The following is a 19,720-nucleotide window of genomic DNA, read 5'->3' on the forward strand; positions in this document are numbered from 1 at the left end:
TAACGCGCCCATGTCCGCCCGTGCAGACCGTGGCACGGTGCCGCCCGCCCACGCAGCCAACCTCGACGAAGATCGCGACGCCCGCTACGCGAACCCGTTCGCGCCGCCCGACGAGAGCGAAGCATCCGCCGAGACGCGGCCACGCTCGCTGTTCGGCGAAATTCTCGACTGGATGCTGGCGCCACTGCTGCTGCTATGGCCGATGAGTATCGCGGTCACGTATCTGGTGGCGAAGTCGATCGCCAACGGGCCGTTCGACCGCGCGCTCGAAACCGACGCCTACGTGCTGGCGCGACAGATCCATCCGGTAAACGGCGTCGCGGAACTGGCGCTGCCCGAATCGACGCGCGATTTCCTGCGCGCCGACAATATAGATAGCGTGTTCTACCAGGTGCTCGGCACACGCGGCGAACTGGTGGCGGGCGAACGCGACATGCCGCTGCCGCACGAGGACGACCGGCCGCAGCCGGGTATCGTCGAATTCCGCGACGACGTGCTGCGCGGCAACGACATCCGCGTGGCCTACACGACCGTCGAGTTTCCGCAGACGCCCGGCGCGCAGCCGGTGCTGGTGCAAGTGAGCGAGACGCTCGACAAGCGCAGCCGGCTCGCCAACGACATCATCAAAGGCGTGATCCTGCCGCAGTTCGTGATCCTGCCGCTGGCGATCGTACTGGTCTGGTTCGGGCTATCGCGTGGCCTCGCGCCGCTGCACGCGCTGCAGTCGCATATCCGCGCGCGCCGCCCGGACGACCTGTCGCCGCTCGAAGCGCGCCGCGCGCCACCGGAAATCGAGCCGCTCGTCACGTCGTTCAACGACCTGCTGACTCGCCTCGAACAGAACATGGAGCTGCAAAAGCGCTTTATCGCCGACGCCGCGCATCAGATGAAGACGCCGCTCGCCGGCCTGCGCACTCAGGCCGAGCTGGCGCTGCGCCAGGACGCGCCGGCCGAAGTACATCGCTCGCTCGAGCAGATCGCCACCAGTTCCGAGCATGCGGCGCGGCTCGTCACGCAGTTGCTCGCGCTGGCGCGCGCCGAGAACCGTATGTCGGGGCAGATCTTCACGCCGGTCGAGATAACCGAGGTGGCGCGGCACGCGGTGCGCGACTGGGTGCAGGCGGCGCTCGCCAAACAGATGGACCTCGGCTACGAAGGTCCGGATGAAGGGCCCGAAGCGGACGATGCCAACAATACGATCCAGGTGGAAGGCAACCCGGTGATGCTGCGCGAAATGCTGTCGAACCTGATCGACAACGCGATCCGCTACACACCTCCCGGCGGCCGCGTGACGGTTCGGGTACGCGCGGACCGCACGCACGATTCGCAGCAGCGGCGCTGGGTACATATAGAAGTGGAAGACACCGGCCTCGGCATTCCGGCCGCCGAACGCGACCGTGTGGTCGAGCGTTTCTACCGGATTCTCGGACGCGAAGGCGACGGCAGCGGCCTGGGTCTCGCGATCGTGCGCGAGATCGCGACGATGCACGGCGGCACGCTGACGATCGACGACCACGTCTATCAGACGTCGCCGCGGCTGGCCGGCACGCTGGTGCGCGTCAGCTTACGGGCGCTGGAGCGTGCCCGGGACTTACCCTAATCGCCACACTTGCGCCGACCACCTATTTTTGAGATTAGCCGCGATTTACCGAAATTTAGGCAACATGCCAACACATTGGCAGACGTAAAAAGAATTTACACCCACACAACATCTCACAAATCAGACCGATCTGAGTCAGTAGGCCGTAAGCTTTCACTCCAATAATCGGTGGCACGGTGCGTCTGACCAGCCGCGCCGCGTGCATACATAAAGTGGAGACGACATATGGCTTCCGTAAGCGGGAATATCTCGCACGCGCCGATGACAGCCGATGAGAAGCGGGTGATCTTCGCATCGTCGCTGGGCACGGTATTCGAGTGGTACGACTTTTATCTGGCCGGCTCGCTTGCGGCCTTCATCAGCAAGAGCTTTTTCTCAGGCGTCAATCCGACTGCCGGCTTCATCTTCACGCTGCTGGGCTTTGCCGCCGGCTTCGCGGTGCGTCCGTTCGGCGCGCTGGTGTTCGGGCGGCTCGGCGACATGGTCGGGCGCAAGCACACGTTCCTGATCACGATCGTGATCATGGGTCTGTCCACTTGCGTGGTGGGTTTCCTGCCGGGCTATGCATCGATCGGCATTGCTGCGCCGGTGATCTTTATCTGTATGCGGCTGTTGCAGGGTCTGGCGCTCGGCGGCGAGTACGGCGGCGCGGCGACCTACGTCGCCGAGCACGCACCGGCCAACCGTCGTGGCTTCTACACGTCGTGGATCCAGACCACTGCCACGCTTGGCCTGTTCCTGTCGCTGCTGGTGATTCTCGGCGTGCGCACGTGGATGGGCGAAGACGCATTCGGCGCATGGGGCTGGCGCATTCCGTTCATCGCTTCGCTGATCCTGCTGGCCGTTTCGGTGTGGATCCGGCTGCAGCTAAGCGAATCGCCTGCGTTCGAGCGGATCAAGGCCGAAGGCAAGACGTCGAAGGCACCGCTGACCGAAGCGTTCGGCCAATGGAAGAACCTGAAAATCGTGATCCTCGCGCTGATCGGCCTGACCGCCGGCCAGGCTGTGGTGTGGTACACGGGCCAGTTCTACGCGCTGTTCTTCCTGACCCAGACGCTGAAAGTGGAAGGCGCAAGCGCCAACATCCTGATCGCGCTGGCTCTGTTGATCGGCACGCCGTTCTTCGTGTTCTTCGGCTCGCTGTCGGACCGTATCGGCCGCAAGCCGATCATCCTGGCGGGCTGCCTGATCGCGGCGCTGACCTACTTCCCGCTGTTCAAGGCTCTCACGCACTACGCGAACCCGGCGCTGGAATCCGCGCAGGCGCGCGCGCCAATCGTGGTGATCGCCAATCCGGACGAGTGCTCGTTCCAGTTCAACCCGGTCGGCACGGCGAAGTTCACGTCGTCGTGCGATATCGCGAAGAGCGCGCTGTCGAAGGCCGGCTTGAACTACGAGAACGTCGCGGCACCCGCCGGCACGCTCGCGCAGATCAAGGTGGGCGACACCGTGATCGATACGTATGACGGCAAGGCGGCGGATGCGAAAGACCTCGGCAAGGCGTTCGACAGCAAGCTGAGCGCGACCTTGAAGGCGGACGGCTACCCACCAAAGGCCGACCCGGCGCAGATCAACTGGCCGATGACCGTGGTGATCCTGACGATCCTCGTGATCTACGTGACGATGGTGTACGGGCCAATCGCGGCGATGCTGGTGGAGATGTTCCCGACGCGAATACGCTACACGTCGATGTCGCTGCCGTATCACATCGGCAACGGCTGGTTTGGCGGCTTCCTGCCGGCCACCGCGTTCGCGATCGTCGCGACCAACGGCAATATCTACTCGGGGCTGTGGTATCCGATCGTGATCGCGCTGGCGACCTTCGTGATCGGCCTGATTTTCGTGCGGGAGACCAAGGACTCCAATATCTACGCCCAGGACTGATCTCTCCTGAGGCGTGACGAGGTAGAAAAGGGTCCGTAGAAAGTGTCGGCGGGGGCTTGACAGCCTTCGCCGACATCAGCATAATTCCGCTTCTTTTGGCGAATTAGCTCAGCCGGTTAGAGCGACGGAATCATAATCCGCAGGTCCGGGGTTCGAATCCCTGATTCGCCACCAGCATCAAGAAAAAGCCGCTGTTCCGTTAGGAACAGCGGCTTTTTTGTTTTCGGGCGTCGTCATCAATGTCTACGGGATGGCGCAGGCTTCCAACGAAGCGCCCTCTGCCAAAAGAAAAATGAAGGCTCGTCGAAAGTTGCGACGCGGACCTTTGCGATGCCTGCGTCCCGATACCAGTCCAACCGTAGCGACTCCAGAGCCCGTCACAGGATGACCGATTCCAGGTTGTCCGCCATGATTTAATACATTTTATTTTCCGATAACGCGTCACAACTCCATCTACCGCTCACCAATGCCTTATAAAGCATGCCGACAGTCATTACCTCTCTTTTCAGTGAGTGAGGGTTTCGTTTTATATATTTTACAAATAAATGCGAAATCAAACCTTCACCTTCCATGAAAAAATATCGACTGAAATCATAATCACCTCTATCGATCTTGAATTTCGTGAAAAAAATTTCCATAAATTCATTGGCGTCGTCCCCATGCTGCCCCAAATCATATACAACCGTCGTTTCTTCGGTTATAGATTTTTTGGGCGACATGCATGCTTCTTTTCTTACAAACGACTCCAGATCGTTCCATGAAAACTCATCCATCAGAACACCCTATCCTCAGGCTTTACCAGTCGATTAAATTTAATTACCGTTTGGTATCCAATCAGACCGACATCACGAGCCATGAGCACCCAACCGACACCAGGCAACGCTCTACCGATGAATACACTTAGTTTGTGGGTCAACACCCACCTTGCTGCCTTCATACTTTCCAATGTGAATGTCGGCAATATCTTTCGTCTGAACTGATATTTAAATACAGCGCGCGACATTACAGAGGCAACCGATGTTCCTTTCGTTGCACCGAGTGGCTTTGCCCTTGTAGGCAAGATATTGAATCCGGAAAATATCAATATCAGATATTCAACGTCGTCGATACCAAGCTGCTCGCTGGTTTCTTGCATAGCGATAAACAAAAACAATTCGGTAGCACTTAGATCCTCATGCCCGTTGAATTTGTACATATTGCTCATTCCGGCTCTCAGTTCATTTTAGCAAGCACAAAAACAACTCACTTATTGCACATTGAATCATTTGAATAGCAACGTCAATTTCATCATACTAAATATGGTTTGTCTAATTTCAAGATAGAAACATTCATTACGCATGCCGCAAGCATTGCGTCTAACCCATCGTTTTACAATGACCTGCTGCTAGCGAGGCGGCTATCGAAGCACAAGTCGCCGAGTCGTCACCAGCTTTAAGGGGGCAGCGGCTTTTTGTGCCCGGCCGGTGGGCCGTACGCGCCAATTTTCGGCTGTCCGCTTTCGGCTCCGCGTTTTTCCCGATAGGCCATGTCCTTCTCACGTCTTAGGCTTCTGTATACGGAGTTCGGAATTCTGTTACCGCGTGCGTCAAGCGTGTTCGCTGTCGAACTCACCGGTTCTTCCCCCACGACAAAACATCGACACCATGAACCAGACCGACTTCCTGATAGCTCATCCCGAGACGCGCGGCGGCAAATCGCGGCCGTTTGTGATTGGCGAAAGCGGCTTCTCATTCGGCAATCGTGAGCGACCTGCAACAACCCGGGATACCTGGTTAAACAGCGACGGTATTCCTGCCGCCGCCCGCGACGTCCTCACCCGCCACCCGCAATTCACGGACATAGTCGGGCTGGTCGGCGTGCCCGGCAGGACCTTGGCGGCCCGTCGCCCATCCGCGACATGGGTCCTTGCACGTGCCTCATCCGGTCTTGTCTCGATTGCGGTCCGCGACGCTCGCGATTGCGATCCGGCGTGTCTCGCCGAAGACGCGACGCTTGCCATCGCCGCCGCCGAGCGCTTCGGTGCCCAGTCAATCGTCGTCCTGGTACAAGGCACCACCATCAGCGGCGCAGAGGCCGCGCGCGCCGCGCTACAGAGCACGTTCAAGACCGACATGGCTGAGACCAACCGCCTCTATCGCAGCCAGCACGCCGACTCCCCCATCTGGCTGGCCAGCCTGTCGCCCACCGACTAAACCCGGCGCCAACGGCGCAAATCAATGCTGGTAAGCTATCGGTATTCTGTATCCACAGCGACTGTTGCCATGCCAGCCAAACTCCTGAAAATCCAGGCGCGCACCGATTACGTCGACGAGGTCTATCGCGTTCTGCTCGATGCCATCAGCGAGGGCTCGCTTGCCCCCGGAACCCGAATCGTGCAGGAAGAGATCGCCGAGCAACTGGCCGTCTCCCGCTCGCCTGTCTTGCAGGCTTTCCGGTTACTGAAAAAAGACGGCCTCGTCGAAGATGCCCCCGGCCGCGGACTGCAGGTGACGCCGCTCGACGCAACGCGAATCGGCCACCTGTACGAACTGCGCGGCGCCCTCGACAGCCTCGCCGCGCGTCTTGCCGCACGCAAAAAGATCAAGCTGGACAAAGCGCTGATCACTCACGGCCGCAAAGTGTCGAAAGGTGACGACATCCACGCGATGATCGAGGCCGACGTGGCGTTCCATACCGCCATCTACACAGCCTCCGGCAATCCACTAATCGTCGAAACCGCGCGACTGCACTGGATCCATCTACGGCGCGTGATGGGCGCAGTTCTTCGGGCAGCGGGCCAGCGCAAATCCGTGTGGGACGAGCACGCTGCAATCGCCGAAGCCATTGCGCAGGGCGACGAGGAACTGGCGGCGAAACTGAGCGCCCAGCACACCGACTACGCCCGCGAGAATCTGGTGCGCAGCATGGCCGAGGCGATACCCGAAACGGAAACGGAGACGCCAAAGCGCCTCGCGCGCTGAGCCAGCCGCGGCCGGCCGCCACACGTCCTTCAATTCAATGCACATCGCCGCTGCAGGCCTAAAAACCCGCAGCGGCGTTTTTACTTCAAAGCTTCACGCTACGCACGTCGACGGTTAACCAGCGCCGGCGGCACGAGCAACACCAGCAGCCCCGCCACCACCAGGCTGACGGAAAGCGCCAGTACCCCCGCGCCCGCCGACCCCGTCGCGGTCTTCACGAGACCGATCAGCGACGGGCTAACCACACCCGAGATGCTGCCCACCGAGTTCGCAAAGGCCAACCCCGCCGCAGCCGCCGCACCACCAAGGAATGCCGGCGGAAGCACCCAGAACTGCGAGATAGTCGTCATCACACCCATCGTGCCGATGGTCAACGCGATCATCGCGGGCACCGTCGAATCGGCGAACCAGACGCTCATTGCCAACCCGAATGCACCGACCAGCCCAGGCACGATCAGATGCCAACGCCGCTCTCCCATGCGGTCCGAACTCTGACTGACCAACACCATCGCGATCGCGCCAACCGCATACGGAACCGCCGTCAGCAAGCCGATATGCAACGGGTCAGACACACCGCTCGACTTGATCAGCGAAGGCAACCAGAAGCTGACGCCATAAAGACCCATCGTGTAGAAAAAATAGATGCCGCTAACAAGCAGAATCTTCGGATTGAGCAGACCATCCTTGACCGAATGCAGCAGACCCTCAGGCTTCTCCTCGACCAGCTTGCGTTCGATATAGGCTTTCTGCGAATCAGTCAGCCAGTTGGCGTCCTGCACCTTGTCGTCGAGATAGAAGTAGGCAATCACGCCGAGCGCGACGGTCGGCAAACCTTCGACGAGAAACAGCCATTGCCAGCCTGCCAACCCATGTGCGCCGCCGAGCGCCGTCATCAGCCAGCCGGACAATGGGCCGCCGATCACACCCGACATCGGAATACCGGTCATGAAGAGCGCGGTCATCTTGGAGCGCCGCGACGACGGAAACCAGTAGGTGAGGTACAGCACAATCGCGGGAAAGAAACCCGCCTCGGCGACACCAAGCAGGAAACGCATGATGTAAAACGTGGTCGGCGTTTTCACAAACATCATGCCGACCGAGATGATGCCCCATGTGACCATGATTCGCGCAATCCACCGGCGCGGGCCGACGCGCAGAAGTATCAGATTGCTTGGCACTTCGAATAGCAGATAGCCAACGAAAAACACGCTGGCGCCGAATCCGTAAACGGCCTCGCTAAGGCCCAGATCATTGAGCATCTGCAGCTTGGCAAAGGCAACGTTGATCCGGTCGAGATAGGCAGACAGATAACAGAGAAAGAGAAAAGGAATCAGGCGCCACGCCACTTTGGCAAACGCGTTCGATTCGCTGTGTTCCAGATATGCGGCCGGACTATGAGAACTCATTGTTGTCTCCTGGGGGGCCTTCAAAAGACGGCGGTGGCGGGTTTTTCTTATGTCCACCGTCGTTGGCCTGCCGCGGTATCCGTCGAAGGGAACTGCTGCAGGCCTGCGTTTTCTGCTGTGCTTTAATCGAACATGTCCGGTTGCGTTGCAACCAGGTCGTTCCAGATGGTCTGGAAGTGCAGCCAGCCGATGTATTCGCTACCAACGTGCTCGCGGCTATAGCGGGCACGCTCGGGAGTGACTTCCTTCGGCGTGATGCCGGTGGCTTCGATCATCAGTTGCTGCTGGCAGCAGCGCTCGAGGGCGATGAACCAGAACGCAGCTGCATCGATGCTGTGACGGCTCGCGGTCAGCAGCCCGTGGTTCTGGTGAATCGCGGCCTTCACGCCGGCAAACGCATTGGACACCTTGTTGCCGCCCATCACTTCGACCGCTACCTTGCCGGCCTCGTCGCCGATCACGACGTGGTCTTCGAAGAACGCTGCGGCGTCCTGCGAGATCGGCGCGAGCGGTTTGCCGAGCGATGAGAATGCCGTGCCATACGTCGTGTGCGCGTGACACATCGCAACGATGTCCTGATGCTGTTCGTGAACCGCGGCATGCAGCACGAAGCCTGCGCGATTGATCGCGTAGTTGCCTTCGACGACATTGCCCTTGTGGTCAGCGCAGATCAGATTCGACAGTTTGACCTGCGCAAAATGCACGCACATCGGGTTGGTCCAGTAAAGGCCTGGGTTCTCCGGGTCGCGAATGGTCAGGTGGCCGGCGAAGCCGTAGTCGAAACCCTGAAGCGCAAACGCACGGCAAGCCGCAACCAGACGTTCCTTCAGATGCTGACGATGCGCCTGCGCCGACGCGAATTGCGGAATTTCAGGGAAAATCACCCCTTCCTGATCGGGCTGATAAATCGAGACCTTGCCCGGCTTGACGATCGACTCGGTGCTGGATTCGACAACTTCAGTAGACATGTTCAAATCTCCTACGTATTGAAGGGGAACTTACGAAGTACGTGAGCCTCAGGCGTCAGGCAACAGACACACTGGGCTCGACAATTGGGTTCAATATTCCAAGCAACACGTCGAACTGCCGGACGACCACCTGGCTAGCGCGTTTAGCGTGAGCATCGGCAAGACGCACGGCGAGCACGGCGTCGCCCTGCGCGATCGCGTGTGCAATCGCCTCGTGCTCGTCCCATACGGATGCGCGCTCACCCTGCATCTGAAGCACCGCCCCCATCACACGCCGGATATGCACCCAGTGGCCATGCGCCGTCTGCGCTATCAAGCGGTTTCCAGAGGCCTCGTAGATGGCGAAATGGAACGCCATGTCCGCATCGATCATCGTGTGCACATTGCCGGTCTGCGCCGATGTCCGGCCGCGCTCGATGAGTTTCGGGTCGAGTTGCGCGCGGCCTGCGGCTGCCAGCTTCGCCGCCAGTACATCGAGTGCGCCGCGAATTTCGTAAAGATCGGCAAGCCACGACGCCTCGAGTGGCGCAACCAGCAACCCGCGACCAGGCGCATCCTGAACCAGCCCATCTTTCTTCAGTAGCCGCAACGCCTGCAGTACTGGCGAACGCGAGACGGACAGTTGCTCCGCGATGTCTTCCTGCGTGAGGCGCGTACCGGGCGCGAGGGAGCCGTCGCAGATCGCGTTCAGAAGGACCTCATAGACCGACTCCACGTAGTCCTGGCGCGGCTGGATCTTCAGCAGCTTCGACGTCATGGTTTCACCGTCCCTGGTTTCACCGCTGTTGCCGAGGGTATGTGTATGCCTCATCGACAAACCCACACCCGCTTCGACAGAAGCTCAGTTTTTCGAACGGTCCACGAGTGCGCCCTTGCTGATCCAGGGCATCATCGCGCGCAGCCTCGCGCCGACGACTTCAATCTCGTGATTGGCAGTCAGACGCCGACGCGCCTGCAGCGTCGGCGCACCCGCCTTGTTCTCGAGAATGAAGCTCTTTGCGTACTGTCCCGTCTGAATGTCGCGCAGCACGGCCTTCATCGCCTGTTTGGTCGCATCGGTGATGATTCGCGGGCCGACCTCGTATTCACCGAACTCGGCGTTGTTCGAAATGCCGTAGTTCATATTGGCGATGCCGCCTTCGTAAATCAGGTCCACGATCAGCTTCACTTCATGCAGGCATTCGAAATAAGCCATCTCGGGCGCGTAGCCCGCTTCCACCAGCACCTCGAAACCCGTCTTGATCAGATCGACGAGACCGCCACTCAGCACCGCCTGTTCGCCGAACAGATCGGTTTCAGTCTCTTCAAGGAAGCTGGTTTCGATGATGCCGGCACGGCCACCGCCGATCGCCGCGGCATAAGCCAGCGCAATGTCACGTGCGGAGCCGGACGGGTTCTGCGCAACCGCGATCAGATGAGGCACGCCACCGCCGGCGACAAACGTGCTGCGAACCGTATGGCCGGGGGCCTTCGGCGCGACCATCATCACGTCGAGATCCGCACTCGGCACGACCTGCCCGTAGTGAATATTGAAACCATGCGCGAAACCGAGGACTGCGCCGTTGCGGGCGTTCGGCTCGACTTCTTCGCGATACACCTGTGCGATATGTTCGTCGGGAAGCAGCATCATGATGACGTCCGCTTCTTTGACCGCAGCCACGACCGTCTTGACGCTAAGGCCCGCGTTTTCCGCCTTGGTCCATGAAGCACCTTTGCGTAGACCGACACGCACATCGATGCCGCTATCTTTAAGGTTCAGTGCGTGAGCGTGGCCCTGCGAGCCATAACCGATAATCGCTACGCGCTTGCTCTTCAGAAGAGAAAGGTCCGCATCCTTGTCGTAATAAACTTTCATGCTGTTTCCAGAGATTCGCGCCACCGGCGCTTCTGCGTAACTACGCAACAGAAATGGGCCGCCGCGCTACCGATGGCGGTCCGCTTTAAAGCGGTTGAACAATGCTGCTCAAAGATCGAGCACCAGCGTCTTGCTGACCGGCCTCGACACACACGTGGTGAGGTACTCCTGCCGCTCGTCTTCGCTGAGGATGAAGTCGTTGTGTTCGACCTCACCTTCGAGATACCGGACCTTGCAGGTCGCACACAGGCCGGCGCAACACGAAGTCGGCACGTCGACGCCTGCGCTATTGAGGGCGTCGGCGAGGCTCTGGTCTGCTGCGACGTGCACGACCTGACCGGTGCTGGCAATCGTCACGTCGCATCCGTCCGTCGATTCGGTGCTGACGGGCGCACGCTTCGGTTGTTCCGGCGCCTTGAAATGCTCGAAGTGAACCGTACCCTTCGGCCAGTGGCTGGCGGCCTCTGCACAAGCCTTCATAAAGCCCGACGGGCCGCAGTAATAGACGTGCGTACCGGAAGCGGGCTGCGCGAGCAGCTTCGCCAGATCGAGCTGATTACTCTTTTCACCGTCGTCGAAGTGGTAGCGCAATTTGCCCGCGCGCTGCATATCGGCCAGCTCTTCGCCGAATGCAGCCGCTTCACGACTGCGCGCGCAATAGTGCATTTCGAAGTCGACGTGATGCGCTTCCAGTTCGTGCGCCATCGCCTTCAGCGGCGTCACACCGATGCCGCCTGCAATCAGAATCACCTTGCTGGCATTGCCGTCGAGCGCAAAGTGATTGCGCGGCTTGCTGATGGTCACCACGTCGCCTGCGGCCACGTCGTCATGCATCGAGCGCGAACCGCCGCGGCCGGCTTCATCCTTCAGAACGGCGATAACGTAGCGGTGACGCTCGGCAGGCGGGTTGCACAACGAGTACTGACGAATCGCGCCGTTCTTCAGGTGGATGTCGATATGCGATCCTGCTTCGAAAGGCGGCAACTCCTCGCCTGTCGGGCTGGTCAACTCATACGAGTTGATGCCTTTGCCTTCGTACCGTATCTGCTTGACGCGCACGTCGAGCGTGCCAGCTTCGATATCCTGAACGGCTTCTTCCGCTTCCAGTGAGGTTTCCATCGTGATCTCTCTTGCCGGTTGACGGCCAGCCACTCAGCAATGAAGTGGCCGGCTCAACGGGTTTCTACAAGCTTGCTTAATGACGACGTCCGGCTTTAGCGATCTAACACGTCAGCTCTTCTTCAGCGATTGCTCGAGTTCGTCGAACCTGTAGCGGACAAAGTCAGCGCGCGCTGCTCCCTTGAGGGTGTCGCTTTCGGTGAGAATGGCGACGACGGACTTCAGAACTTTGCGGCGACGCGCCACTTCATCCTCGACGGTTTCGCCTTCGGCGATCTCGAACACGTTGCCCGAGCAATAGCTGTTCGGCGCGCCATTGAGGTCGCGCAGCCACTGCGCAAAACCCTGGGCCGATGCGGCCGCATTCGTGCCGCGTACGGCATCGCGCAGCATCTTGCGGAACTGATAAAGGCCTGCGTCGAATTTGGTCGGGTTCTCGAGCGAGTGCACCGCGATCGGCCGCTGGCTGATGATGGCTTCGTAATCGCCCGGCGCGTATTGCGCTTCCTTGTAGTTCGCGCGTTCGCGATGATTCGGCGGGATCGGCGGCAACTCGTCGAGCTTGTACTTGCCGAAACGCTCCGGGCGGCGCATCGCAACCTGCCCTTCCAGGAAGTCGATCGACTCGTAGCCGACCAGTTCCTTGTTACCGATACCGCGCGTATCGATACCCGGGCCCATCACGCGCCAGCCGATCATCTTGCTGTTTTCGTCGTCGACGGGCACCGTCCAGCGGATGATGTGGAAGCGGCTGAACAGTTTTTTCTTCGAGCCGTCTTCCGACGTATAGGCATGCAGGCTCAGGTTCGGCAGGACCTGATGCTGGACCCGCACAAACAGCTTGTCCTTGTTGACGCGGCGCGCGCCTGCGCACGCAAGGCTGCGGCCACCGTGCACCGGCACAAAGTTCATGTCAGGCGCAACTTCCATCGAAGCCGCTCCGACTTCGTCGAACGTCGTGCCCTGATAGTGCCCATCGACCACGTTCTTGCCCGCATGCAGCGCGGTCGGGTGATAGTTATCGGCTGCGTTGTCTTGCACCTGCAGCCAGTTGCAATGCTGGAAGTTGCTGTACGGCACCAGCTCGTCACCTTCCGCGACCGTGAAGTCGCCTTCCCATTCGGGAAACGGCGGCTCTTCTTCCGGCGGGCCCATATAGGCGAACACCAGACCGTTACGTTCGATCGCCTTGTACGCGCCCTGGCGAATCGAGCACGCGAAGCGCTCGGCCTCTTTCTCTTCGCCCTTCGGAAACGGAACATGCAGACAGGTCCCGTCGACGTCGAACACCATCCCGTGATAGCAGCACATGATGCCGTGCTCCTGAATGGCGCCGTACTCGAGCGACGCGCCGCGGTGCACGCAATGCGCATGCAGCACGCCGACGCGGCCACTCTTGTCGCGGAAGGCGACCAGCTCTTCGCTCAGGATCTTGAGGAAACGCGGCGTATCGGTCAGTTCCATCGACATACACACCGGGTGCCAGAAACGGCGCATGAACTCGCCCGTCGGCGTGCCGGGACCGGTTTCGGTCAGTTCGGGATCGTGGTCCGGCACCTTGTTGGTGTAGTAGCCGCCGAAAGGGATCAATTTCTTCGCGACTGGGGCCGAGCCCCCGGTGTGCTTCTGCTCATCCATCTTGTCCGACTTGATGCTCATGTCTGGTTTCTCCAGTAATCGATAGGGACGCTCGGTCAGGCTATTCATGTCTCGAACGCCGAACTCTGACTTTCGTGTTCCGAACTCTGTATCCAAAGAATAAAGCTAGAAAGTGGCGTTGTCTTGTTAGGGTTAACACCAGGATTTTGTGGAGTGGTCGTTGTGGTGAAGCAGGAGTCAGCTTGCGGTTAGTGTCGGGAACGGTTCCTGCGCGATCGTCGTTTTATGCAACCGCGGCTTCCGCGTGCGCCACTTTGCTGCCTCGCGCGCCGGCCCGCGTTCAAACCATGACTGGAAAATCCTCATCCCGCGCCCGCCCGCTGCCCATCGACGCGCGTGGTCTGATCGGCAACATGAAGACGACCGCACTCGTGTCTATCCATGGCTCGATCGACTTCATGTGCTTTCCCCGCATCGATTCGCCCACTCTGTTCGCAGCGCTGCTGGACGCGAAAAACGGCGGCGAATTTTCGATCACGCTCGATACCGACGACTACAGTTCGAAGCAGATGTATCTGCCGGAAACGAATGTGCTGCTGACGCGCTTTATGACCGGCGATAGCGTCTGCGAGCTGCTGGATTTCATGCCGATCAACGCGGCTGGCGAAGCGGACAAGGACGACCGCAAGACACCCAACTGTGTGATCCGCGTAGTGCGCGCGCTGTACGGCAGCCCCAGGCTGAAGATTCGCTGCATGCCGCGTTTTTCATATGCCCGTATCGCGCATCGCGCGATTGCCTTCGATGGTGGCGTCCGTTTCGAACCGAAGGACGGCTCCGCATGCGTGACACTCACGTCGACCGTCCCACTCGAAATCGGACACGACATGGCGTTTGGTACGGTGGACCTGCACGAAGGCGAAACGATCTGCCTGATGTTAGGCAACGCTGACGAACTTGAAGAAGCGCAGCTCGATCACGAAGCCGCGCTGCGGGACACAATCGCCAATTGGCGCAAATGGTCGTCACAATCGTCATATCGCGGCCGCTATCGTGAGATGGTGCTGCGTTCAGCGCTGACGTTGAAACTGCTCAGCTCGGACGAACACGGCGCGATCGTGGCCGCGCCGACTTTCGGCTTGCCGGAAGCGCAAGACGGATCGCGCCGCTGGGACTATCGCTTCACATGGATCCGCGATGCCGCGTTCTCGGTTTACGCGCTGCTGCGTCTCGGCTACATCGGGGAAGCACAACAGTTCATGCGCTGGATTGCGGCGCGTAGCCGCGACTGTTCTTCGGATGGCTCGCTGCGCGTGATGTACGCGATCGATGGCGAGCCCGCCTTCGAAGAGCAAACGCTCGACAAGCTTTCTGACGACACCGGCATTCCCGCGCTGGTCGGTAACGGCGCGCGGGATCAGACGCAGCTCGATACGTATGGCGCCCTGCTCGATGCGGTGTACCTGTACAACAAATACGGCGCGGCCATCTCGTACGAAGGCTGGCAGCACGTGACGCGCACCATCGAGTACGTCGTCGCGCATTGGCAGGAACCGGATCACGGCATCTGGGAGTTTCGCAATGGCACGCGGCCGCTGCTGCATTCGCGTCTGATGTGCTGGGTTGCGATGGATCGCGCATTACGGCTTGCGGAGAAGCGGTCGCTGCCTGCGCCGTTTAGCAAGTGGTTTGAGACACGCGATGCGATTCATCGCGATATTCATGAGAATTTCTGGAACGCTGAACGCAATGCGTTTGTGCAAACGCCGGGAACCGCCACGCTTGATGCGTCAGTGTTGATGATGCCGCTGGTGCGCTTTATCGGACCGACCGATCCGCGCTGGCTTGGAACGCTCGATGCGATCGGGGAAGAATTGCGCATTGATCCGCTGATTTTTCGTTATACGCGGGGCTCGAAGCTGGATGGGTTGCCGGGGCTTGAAGGTGGATTTAGCGCGTGTTCGTTCTGGTATGCGGAAGCACTGGCCCGGGCAGGACGTATCGATGAAGGGCGGCTTGTGTTTGAGAAGATGCTTGAGTATGCGAACCATCTGGGGCTCTTCTCGGAAGAAGTGGCTGTCGATGGAAACGCGTTGGGTAATTTCCCTCAGGCGTTGACGCACCTGGCGTTGATCAGCGCGGCGTATCAGCTTGATCGGAGTCTGGATGTGAAGCATGTGCCGTGGATGTAGGCGGCCGACCACGCTCAGACGTCATCTCTTTCGAAAGCATCCGGCAAGCCGGGCATTCGGCTCGAATCCCGGCCTGATTTGGACATCGGACTACGTGAATTTCCAGATCGACGGCCATGTCGGCAGCGTGTGGGCGGCGTTCACGCGTGACGGCAACTCCCTGCCGCTGAACATATTCAAGCCGCTGTTTTCCCTCCTGAACATGTTCGCTCACTGGGCAAGCCTAGCTCATTGCTCTACGGTCACTATCTGCAACGACATCCCGGCGAGCTCGAGGCAATACTCGCGAAATAGCGCGACCCGCGAAGCCGCCGGCACGCGCCGGCGGCGTTCGCCTCTCTTTGCTTCACGCGGACGACGCATCATCTCCGATCTCGAAGGCTCATGCCGGCGTGATAACCAACTTCCCCTGACTCACCTCCACGCGCGCCTTGCCCGAAATCACAAACCCAGCTCTCTCGAGCCATTGCCCGGAAAGACGAATCCAAGGCACGTCGGGACCGTCCGGTTTGTAATCGAGATGGGGCGGGTAACATACAGGCACTTGCCAACGTTGGTGTTTTCTCGCCACCGTCAAGATTCGAACAGAAACATCGTTTACTGCTTTATCATCGGCCTTAGCCATGATCAACTCCTGTTGTGAGTTGGTTGTGGTCAGCGGGTCGTTTGGGTTGCGCCCCATGCGGCCCGCGCTTCTTCTCCTTCCACCTCTCCTTGTCGTCAGGTCTTCCCTTAGAGACCCGCTCTGATTTAGTTAGCGTTCCAAGCTATTTTCCGTGGGTCACGACAGAGTTGCAACAGGTATTCCGTCAGAAAAGCTGTCCTATATCTTTTGGATAGGTTTTTTGATGCTGTTCTCAAGTTCTGCTCATTGCCATGGGGCGCCGTCTTAGCTTTTACCATCACGGTTCAGTTCCAATGCCGGACCCACTCGACTTCGTCGATCCCAACCTTCGATGCGAATTTTCTGAATTTTGAACGACGACGCATACGTGATGTTGTCGCGTGTTACCGTCGTCCGAAGAGTGACGCACAGGATGAAGGTGGATGACACAATTTGCCAAGTTCATGCCTTTTCCGGCTCAAGTGTTTAAAGACATTGGCCTCTTACCATAGCCGACAGCTAGAAATACATCGGTTCTCATCAATTATCGCTTGCGCAGAAATAATCAATCAATTTTCCAACACGATATACTCATGACCGACGTAAAAAAAAGACCCTACTACAAACCACAAAAATGGTTACTCGGCTTGGAGTTGAAGGAGTACAAAGGCGCGCGAGGATGCATTCCCCTTGATACTCAAAAGACCGTATCAATTGACAGACTCGCTCCTGGAGAAAAGCCGCAGCCACCAGCGACTAAACCAGCTACGGAACCGCCGAAAGCCGAAAAACATGCTGAAGTACTACAGTCGAGACAACAGTCAAAAGACAAAGAATTTTCAAAGCAACTGGACGCCGAACCTTGTGAAAATCCACCAATCTTCGATCTTCAGGATGTGCCAGTTGCGATGGACAATTTAGGCTGGAAAGTTTCGGCCAAACTTGCGCGAATTTGGTTCGCGAGTTCCGAGCATATTTATAGTGACGATCCAAAATCGATCCAACCATTAGATGATTGTACAGTAACTCTTGACTGGGCGTTGAAATTCGGGAACGTCAAAAAAAAGTACAAAAATCTTCTTGCAAACGACATTTATAGAGACGCAGCAATCGATTTAGCGAAAAAGAAGACCTTTGATCACATTTATAAGCGATTCTTAGAAGAAAGAGGCGTAAATCTTAGCTTCAACACAAGCCTGTCTTTGGCAGATATTCGACAATTTCATATCGATTGGCAGTTTCAGCTAACAGCATTAAGCGATTGGGATACTATGGAGAATCTTGCGCTAACTGATCTTACGGGTGCATTGGCAAATTTCAATATTTATGTTGCCATAGGTAACGTGGAGATTTCCGGCGAGAAATACTACAGGTATCAAAAAACAGGTAACTTTTATTGCCTTAACGCCATCGGAAAAATTACACACGTCTACGTGTATGTGAAAGATAATTATTCGTTCAATGGAAAGCAATATTTGGGACACTGGAACAAGCATGGAGTAATCATTGCGCCCAGCTCGCTGCTCGGCGCGTCTAGTTCAGTGAAACGAGATTCCGATATTGATATCTGGGTGAAGAGCATCGAAAAACCTGTGGATACACGAAAAAGCTTGTTTGGGAAATTTAAGGAGTCTGACGTTTACTTTCCTGTACATAATTCGCATTATAGGTATTGGCGAGAGAAGCATCATCGCGGTGGCGACTTCATGGTATATTCAAAACCAGTTTATCTTAAATTGAAGAAGCCGATCAATCTTGAACTTGGTGAAATATGCAGACTAGAGTCATCAGACTCATTGGCCTAGCCATTGGCGCTTATCTCGTAATTGGATTGATTGTTTATTTGAATAGGCCAGATTATGACCGTTGCGATGTTGTCACAGAAAAATTAAATGGAGGAGAAAAGAATTTTCACGGCAAGACGTATTCTGTGAAATTGTGCAGCGCAGACATTAAAAACGGAACAGAAATTAAACTCCAGATTTTTAACAATGCTGGAGAATTACTTGCCCGTCGATATTTTTCTTACTACGCGAATTCCGCAACCGAACGAGATTTGCGTGATGGCATGGACTCAATCATATATTACGACAGTTCAAAAGAAGCCCCGATGCAGTCGATATCAATCCCACCGACAAAGTGGGATTGGATTCGAGCTAGATTGCCCCTATTCTAGAGAAAGGAGAGAGAATCTGATTTTCACATTGATCACGCCGGCAGCATTCGCTCCGACCGCGAGAAGCTAACCCCTCAAGGTAACCCGCCCAACAACCGGCACCGCCCGCGTCAACAAGTCCACATAAAACTCGAAGAATCGCGGGTTATCAAACCGCTTCACCACCTTCACTTTCTGCAGTAGCCTGGTGGGCTGCTCCTGCCAATACCCCAGCGTGCGCCCATACCCCGGCCCGAACGCCACATCGACATCAATAAATAGTTCCTCCACTTCAGTCGCATAAGTCGGATCGACCAGATACGCGAGCGCCAGCGTATCGAACACACTCACCGTAGCGTCAACATCGTTCGCAAATTTGCGAGCCATCGAGCTAGCCTTAAAGAGCTTCTGAATCGGACCATCGCCACTGACAATCCGATCGAACACATCTTTGCCGAGCTGCGTGATATTGGTCACATCCAGCGGAATCAACGCCTGCTCGATCGGCTCGCGCATCACGATGCGTGCCGCCTCGGGATCGCACCACACGTTCATTTCCGCGGCTGGCGTCGTATTGCCCTTCACATCCAGTGCGCCCGCCATATAAACGATGCGTTTGATCAACGGCACGATCTCCGGATTCTTGCGAATCGCGAGCGCCAGGTTCGTTAGCGGCGCAATGGCCAGTATCGTGATCTGGTGTGGATGCGCCTTGACCGTATCGACAATAAAGTCGACCGCGTTCTGCTCTCGCAGCTTCGCTCTTTGCGCAAACCCATCCGGCGGCGCAACGAGGTCTGCATCCGACGGCTGCGGCAGATGAAACGCCATCTTGTAGCTTTCGCCGAAGCCGAATAGCGCCCGTTCGTGTTCGAAGCTACGCGGATCGTGTACTAGCGGAAAGTTCGCGCCGGCATAGACACCGACCTCATCTTCGATCCCCAATCGTTCGACAGCTTTCAACGTATCGGCTACTTCCTGCTTCAGCCAGTCGTTGCCGGTCACGACAGTTACGCCCATCAGTTCGATCACGCCCTCGCTGTGCAGTTGCGCGGCCATGGCCAGCACTTGACCGTCGTCGCCGATCGTCGTGAAGTCCGTGTCGAGAATAACCTTGTGATGGTCAGCAACGGTAGCCGTTGCTGCGTGAGCGTTTGAAGTATTCATAAGATCGCCGTCGGGAGTTTGTATCGATCGTGCAGTGCTTTCGCACGATAACAACTGTGCGGCCATCATATCAAGCACGAGGATCTATACGCAGCACAAGCATTGACGCGAACAATTGGCGAAGCGTTCGAACCTCACCTAAATTCAATTGACGGACGGTTTTAACTCATACGAGAAACAACGAACGCATTCCTCGTCTCGTGTCGATAGC

The 19,720-nt window shown here is 57.6% G+C and carries 16 protein-coding genes and 1 tRNA gene; 7 read left to right on the forward strand and 10 right to left on the reverse strand.

Annotation, left to right across the window (positions count from 1 at the left end; all coding sequences use genetic code 11):
• The first annotated feature begins 10 nt into the window (after nt 1–10).
• From ACYVNQ_RS23470 to ACYVNQ_RS23480, 3 genes are all read left to right on the forward strand, one after another.
• Nucleotides 11–1,600, forward strand: coding sequence for a sensor histidine kinase N-terminal domain-containing protein (locus ACYVNQ_RS23470; protein WP_460905118.1), 1,590 nt, complete (start codon nt 11–13; stop codon nt 1,598–1,600).
• A 225-nt stretch (nt 1,601–1,825) separates the two neighbouring features.
• Nucleotides 1,826–3,484 carry an MFS transporter gene (locus tag ACYVNQ_RS23475; protein WP_460905119.1) on the forward strand — a complete coding sequence of 553 codons (1,659 nt, stop codon included), beginning with the start codon at nt 1,826–1,828 and terminating at the stop codon, nt 3,482–3,484.
• A 97-nt stretch (nt 3,485–3,581) separates the two neighbouring features.
• A tRNA-Met gene (locus tag ACYVNQ_RS23480) sits at nt 3,582–3,658 on the forward strand.
• Between the two features lie 239 nt (nt 3,659–3,897).
• On the opposite strand, the gene ACYVNQ_RS23485 is transcribed toward ACYVNQ_RS23480, so the two are convergent.
• Together ACYVNQ_RS23485 and ACYVNQ_RS23490 are read right to left on the reverse strand one after the other, a co-directional pair.
• Nucleotides 3,898–4,257, reverse strand: a complete 360-nt coding sequence (locus ACYVNQ_RS23485; protein ID WP_460905120.1) for a DUF1493 family protein — start codon at nt 4,255–4,257, stop codon at nt 3,898–3,900.
• Nucleotides 4,257–4,688, reverse strand: coding sequence for an STM2901 family protein (locus ACYVNQ_RS23490; protein WP_460905121.1), 432 nt, complete (start codon nt 4,686–4,688; stop codon nt 4,257–4,259). The genes ACYVNQ_RS23485 and ACYVNQ_RS23490 overlap by 1 nt, the downstream gene beginning before the upstream one ends.
• A 439-nt stretch (nt 4,689–5,127) precedes the next feature.
• On the opposite strand from ACYVNQ_RS23490, the gene ACYVNQ_RS23495 reads away from it, so the two are divergent.
• Together ACYVNQ_RS23495 and ACYVNQ_RS23500 are read left to right on the forward strand one after the other, a co-directional pair.
• Nucleotides 5,128–5,676, forward strand: coding sequence for a hypothetical protein (locus tag ACYVNQ_RS23495; protein ID WP_460905122.1), 549 nt, complete (start codon nt 5,128–5,130; stop codon nt 5,674–5,676).
• 69 nt (nt 5,677–5,745) lie between these two features.
• On the forward strand, nt 5,746–6,444 hold the full coding sequence (locus ACYVNQ_RS23500) for a GntR family transcriptional regulator (protein ID WP_460905123.1): 699 nt from the start codon (nt 5,746–5,748) through the stop codon (nt 6,442–6,444).
• A 98-nt stretch (nt 6,445–6,542) separates the two neighbouring features.
• Here ACYVNQ_RS23500 and ACYVNQ_RS23505 read toward each other — a convergent pair whose 3' ends face one another.
• From ACYVNQ_RS23505 to ACYVNQ_RS23530, 6 genes are all read right to left on the reverse strand, one after another.
• A complete protein-coding gene (locus ACYVNQ_RS23505) occupies nt 6,543–7,850 on the reverse strand; it encodes an MFS transporter (RefSeq protein WP_460905124.1) in 1,308 nt (435 codons plus the stop codon).
• A gap of 122 nt (nt 7,851–7,972) precedes the next feature.
• Complete coding sequence (locus ACYVNQ_RS23510) at nt 7,973–8,818, reverse strand: class II aldolase/adducin family protein (protein ID WP_460905125.1); 846 nt, start codon at nt 8,816–8,818, stop codon at nt 7,973–7,975.
• Nucleotides 8,819–8,873: 55 nt separating this feature from the next.
• Nucleotides 8,874–9,575 (reverse strand): GntR family transcriptional regulator, encoded by a 702-nt coding sequence (locus tag ACYVNQ_RS23515; protein ID WP_460905126.1) that lies wholly within the window; start codon nt 9,573–9,575, stop codon nt 8,874–8,876.
• An 84-nt stretch (nt 9,576–9,659) separates the two neighbouring features.
• A complete protein-coding gene (ilvC, locus tag ACYVNQ_RS23520) occupies nt 9,660–10,673 on the reverse strand; it encodes a ketol-acid reductoisomerase (RefSeq protein ID WP_460905127.1) in 1,014 nt (337 codons plus the stop codon).
• 108 nt (nt 10,674–10,781) lie between these two features.
• On the reverse strand, nt 10,782–11,792 hold the full coding sequence (locus tag ACYVNQ_RS23525; protein ID WP_460905128.1) for a PDR/VanB family oxidoreductase: 1,011 nt from the start codon (nt 11,790–11,792) through the stop codon (nt 10,782–10,784).
• A 111-nt stretch (nt 11,793–11,903) separates the two neighbouring features.
• Nucleotides 11,904–13,451, reverse strand: a complete 1,548-nt coding sequence (locus tag ACYVNQ_RS23530; RefSeq protein WP_460905129.1) for a Rieske 2Fe-2S domain-containing protein — start codon at nt 13,449–13,451, stop codon at nt 11,904–11,906.
• Nucleotides 13,452–13,804: 353 nt separating this feature from the next.
• On the opposite strand from ACYVNQ_RS23530, the gene ACYVNQ_RS23535 reads away from it, so the two are divergent.
• Complete coding sequence (locus tag ACYVNQ_RS23535) at nt 13,805–15,583, forward strand: glycoside hydrolase family 15 protein (RefSeq protein ID WP_460905130.1); 1,779 nt, start codon at nt 13,805–13,807, stop codon at nt 15,581–15,583.
• A gap of 382 nt (nt 15,584–15,965) precedes the next feature.
• Here ACYVNQ_RS23535 and ACYVNQ_RS23540 read toward each other — a convergent pair whose 3' ends face one another.
• Nucleotides 15,966–16,208, reverse strand: coding sequence for a SymE family type I addiction module toxin (locus ACYVNQ_RS23540; protein WP_460905131.1), 243 nt, complete (start codon nt 16,206–16,208; stop codon nt 15,966–15,968).
• 572 nt (nt 16,209–16,780) lie between these two features.
• On the opposite strand from ACYVNQ_RS23540, the gene ACYVNQ_RS23545 reads away from it, so the two are divergent.
• A complete protein-coding gene (locus ACYVNQ_RS23545) occupies nt 16,781–17,992 on the forward strand; it encodes a DUF6402 family protein (protein ID WP_460905132.1) in 1,212 nt (403 codons plus the stop codon).
• 437 nt (nt 17,993–18,429) lie between these two features.
• Here the strand turns inward: ACYVNQ_RS23545 and ACYVNQ_RS23550 are convergent, their stop codons facing one another.
• Nucleotides 18,430–19,578 (reverse strand): nucleoside hydrolase, encoded by a 1,149-nt coding sequence (locus tag ACYVNQ_RS23550; RefSeq protein ID WP_460905133.1) that lies wholly within the window; start codon nt 19,576–19,578, stop codon nt 18,430–18,432.
• Nucleotides 19,579–19,720 lie beyond the last annotated feature (142 nt).

Source organism: Paraburkholderia jirisanensis (assembly GCF_054782355.1).

What these genes read in the sequence shown, in the direction of transcription:
- ACYVNQ_RS23550 (WP_460905133.1), bottom strand. Translation starts at nt 19,578, where the DNA reads ATGATGGCCGCACAGTTGTTATCGTGCGAAAGCACTGCACGATCGATA.
- ACYVNQ_RS23495 (WP_460905122.1), top strand. Translation starts at nt 5,128, where the DNA reads ATGAACCAGACCGACTTCCTGATAGCTCATCCCGAGACGCGCGGCGGC.
- ACYVNQ_RS23540 (WP_460905131.1), bottom strand. Translation starts at nt 16,208, where the DNA reads ATGGCTAAGGCCGATGATAAAGCAGTAAACGATGTTTCTGTTCGAATC.
- ACYVNQ_RS23475 (WP_460905119.1), top strand. Translation starts at nt 1,826, where the DNA reads ATGGCTTCCGTAAGCGGGAATATCTCGCACGCGCCGATGACAGCCGAT.
- ACYVNQ_RS23530 (WP_460905129.1), bottom strand. Translation starts at nt 13,451, where the DNA reads ATGAGCATCAAGTCGGACAAGATGGATGAGCAGAAGCACACCGGGGGC.
- ACYVNQ_RS23490 (WP_460905121.1), bottom strand. Translation starts at nt 4,688, where the DNA reads ATGAGCAATATGTACAAATTCAACGGGCATGAGGATCTAAGTGCTACC.
- ACYVNQ_RS23500 (WP_460905123.1), top strand. Translation starts at nt 5,746, where the DNA reads ATGCCAGCCAAACTCCTGAAAATCCAGGCGCGCACCGATTACGTCGAC.
- ACYVNQ_RS23505 (WP_460905124.1), bottom strand. Translation starts at nt 7,850, where the DNA reads ATGAGTTCTCATAGTCCGGCCGCATATCTGGAACACAGCGAATCGAAC.
- ACYVNQ_RS23510 (WP_460905125.1), bottom strand. Translation starts at nt 8,818, where the DNA reads ATGTCTACTGAAGTTGTCGAATCCAGCACCGAGTCGATCGTCAAGCCG.
- ilvC (WP_460905127.1), bottom strand. Translation starts at nt 10,673, where the DNA reads ATGAAAGTTTATTACGACAAGGATGCGGACCTTTCTCTTCTGAAGAGC.
- ACYVNQ_RS23515 (WP_460905126.1), bottom strand. Translation starts at nt 9,575, where the DNA reads ATGACGTCGAAGCTGCTGAAGATCCAGCCGCGCCAGGACTACGTGGAG.
- ACYVNQ_RS23545 (WP_460905132.1), top strand. Translation starts at nt 16,781, where the DNA reads ATGACCGACGTAAAAAAAAGACCCTACTACAAACCACAAAAATGGTTA.
- ACYVNQ_RS23535 (WP_460905130.1), top strand. Translation starts at nt 13,805, where the DNA reads ATGAAGACGACCGCACTCGTGTCTATCCATGGCTCGATCGACTTCATG.
- ACYVNQ_RS23525 (WP_460905128.1), bottom strand. Translation starts at nt 11,792, where the DNA reads ATGGAAACCTCACTGGAAGCGGAAGAAGCCGTTCAGGATATCGAAGCT.
- ACYVNQ_RS23470 (WP_460905118.1), top strand. Translation starts at nt 11, where the DNA reads ATGTCCGCCCGTGCAGACCGTGGCACGGTGCCGCCCGCCCACGCAGCC.
- ACYVNQ_RS23485 (WP_460905120.1), bottom strand. Translation starts at nt 4,257, where the DNA reads ATGGATGAGTTTTCATGGAACGATCTGGAGTCGTTTGTAAGAAAAGAA.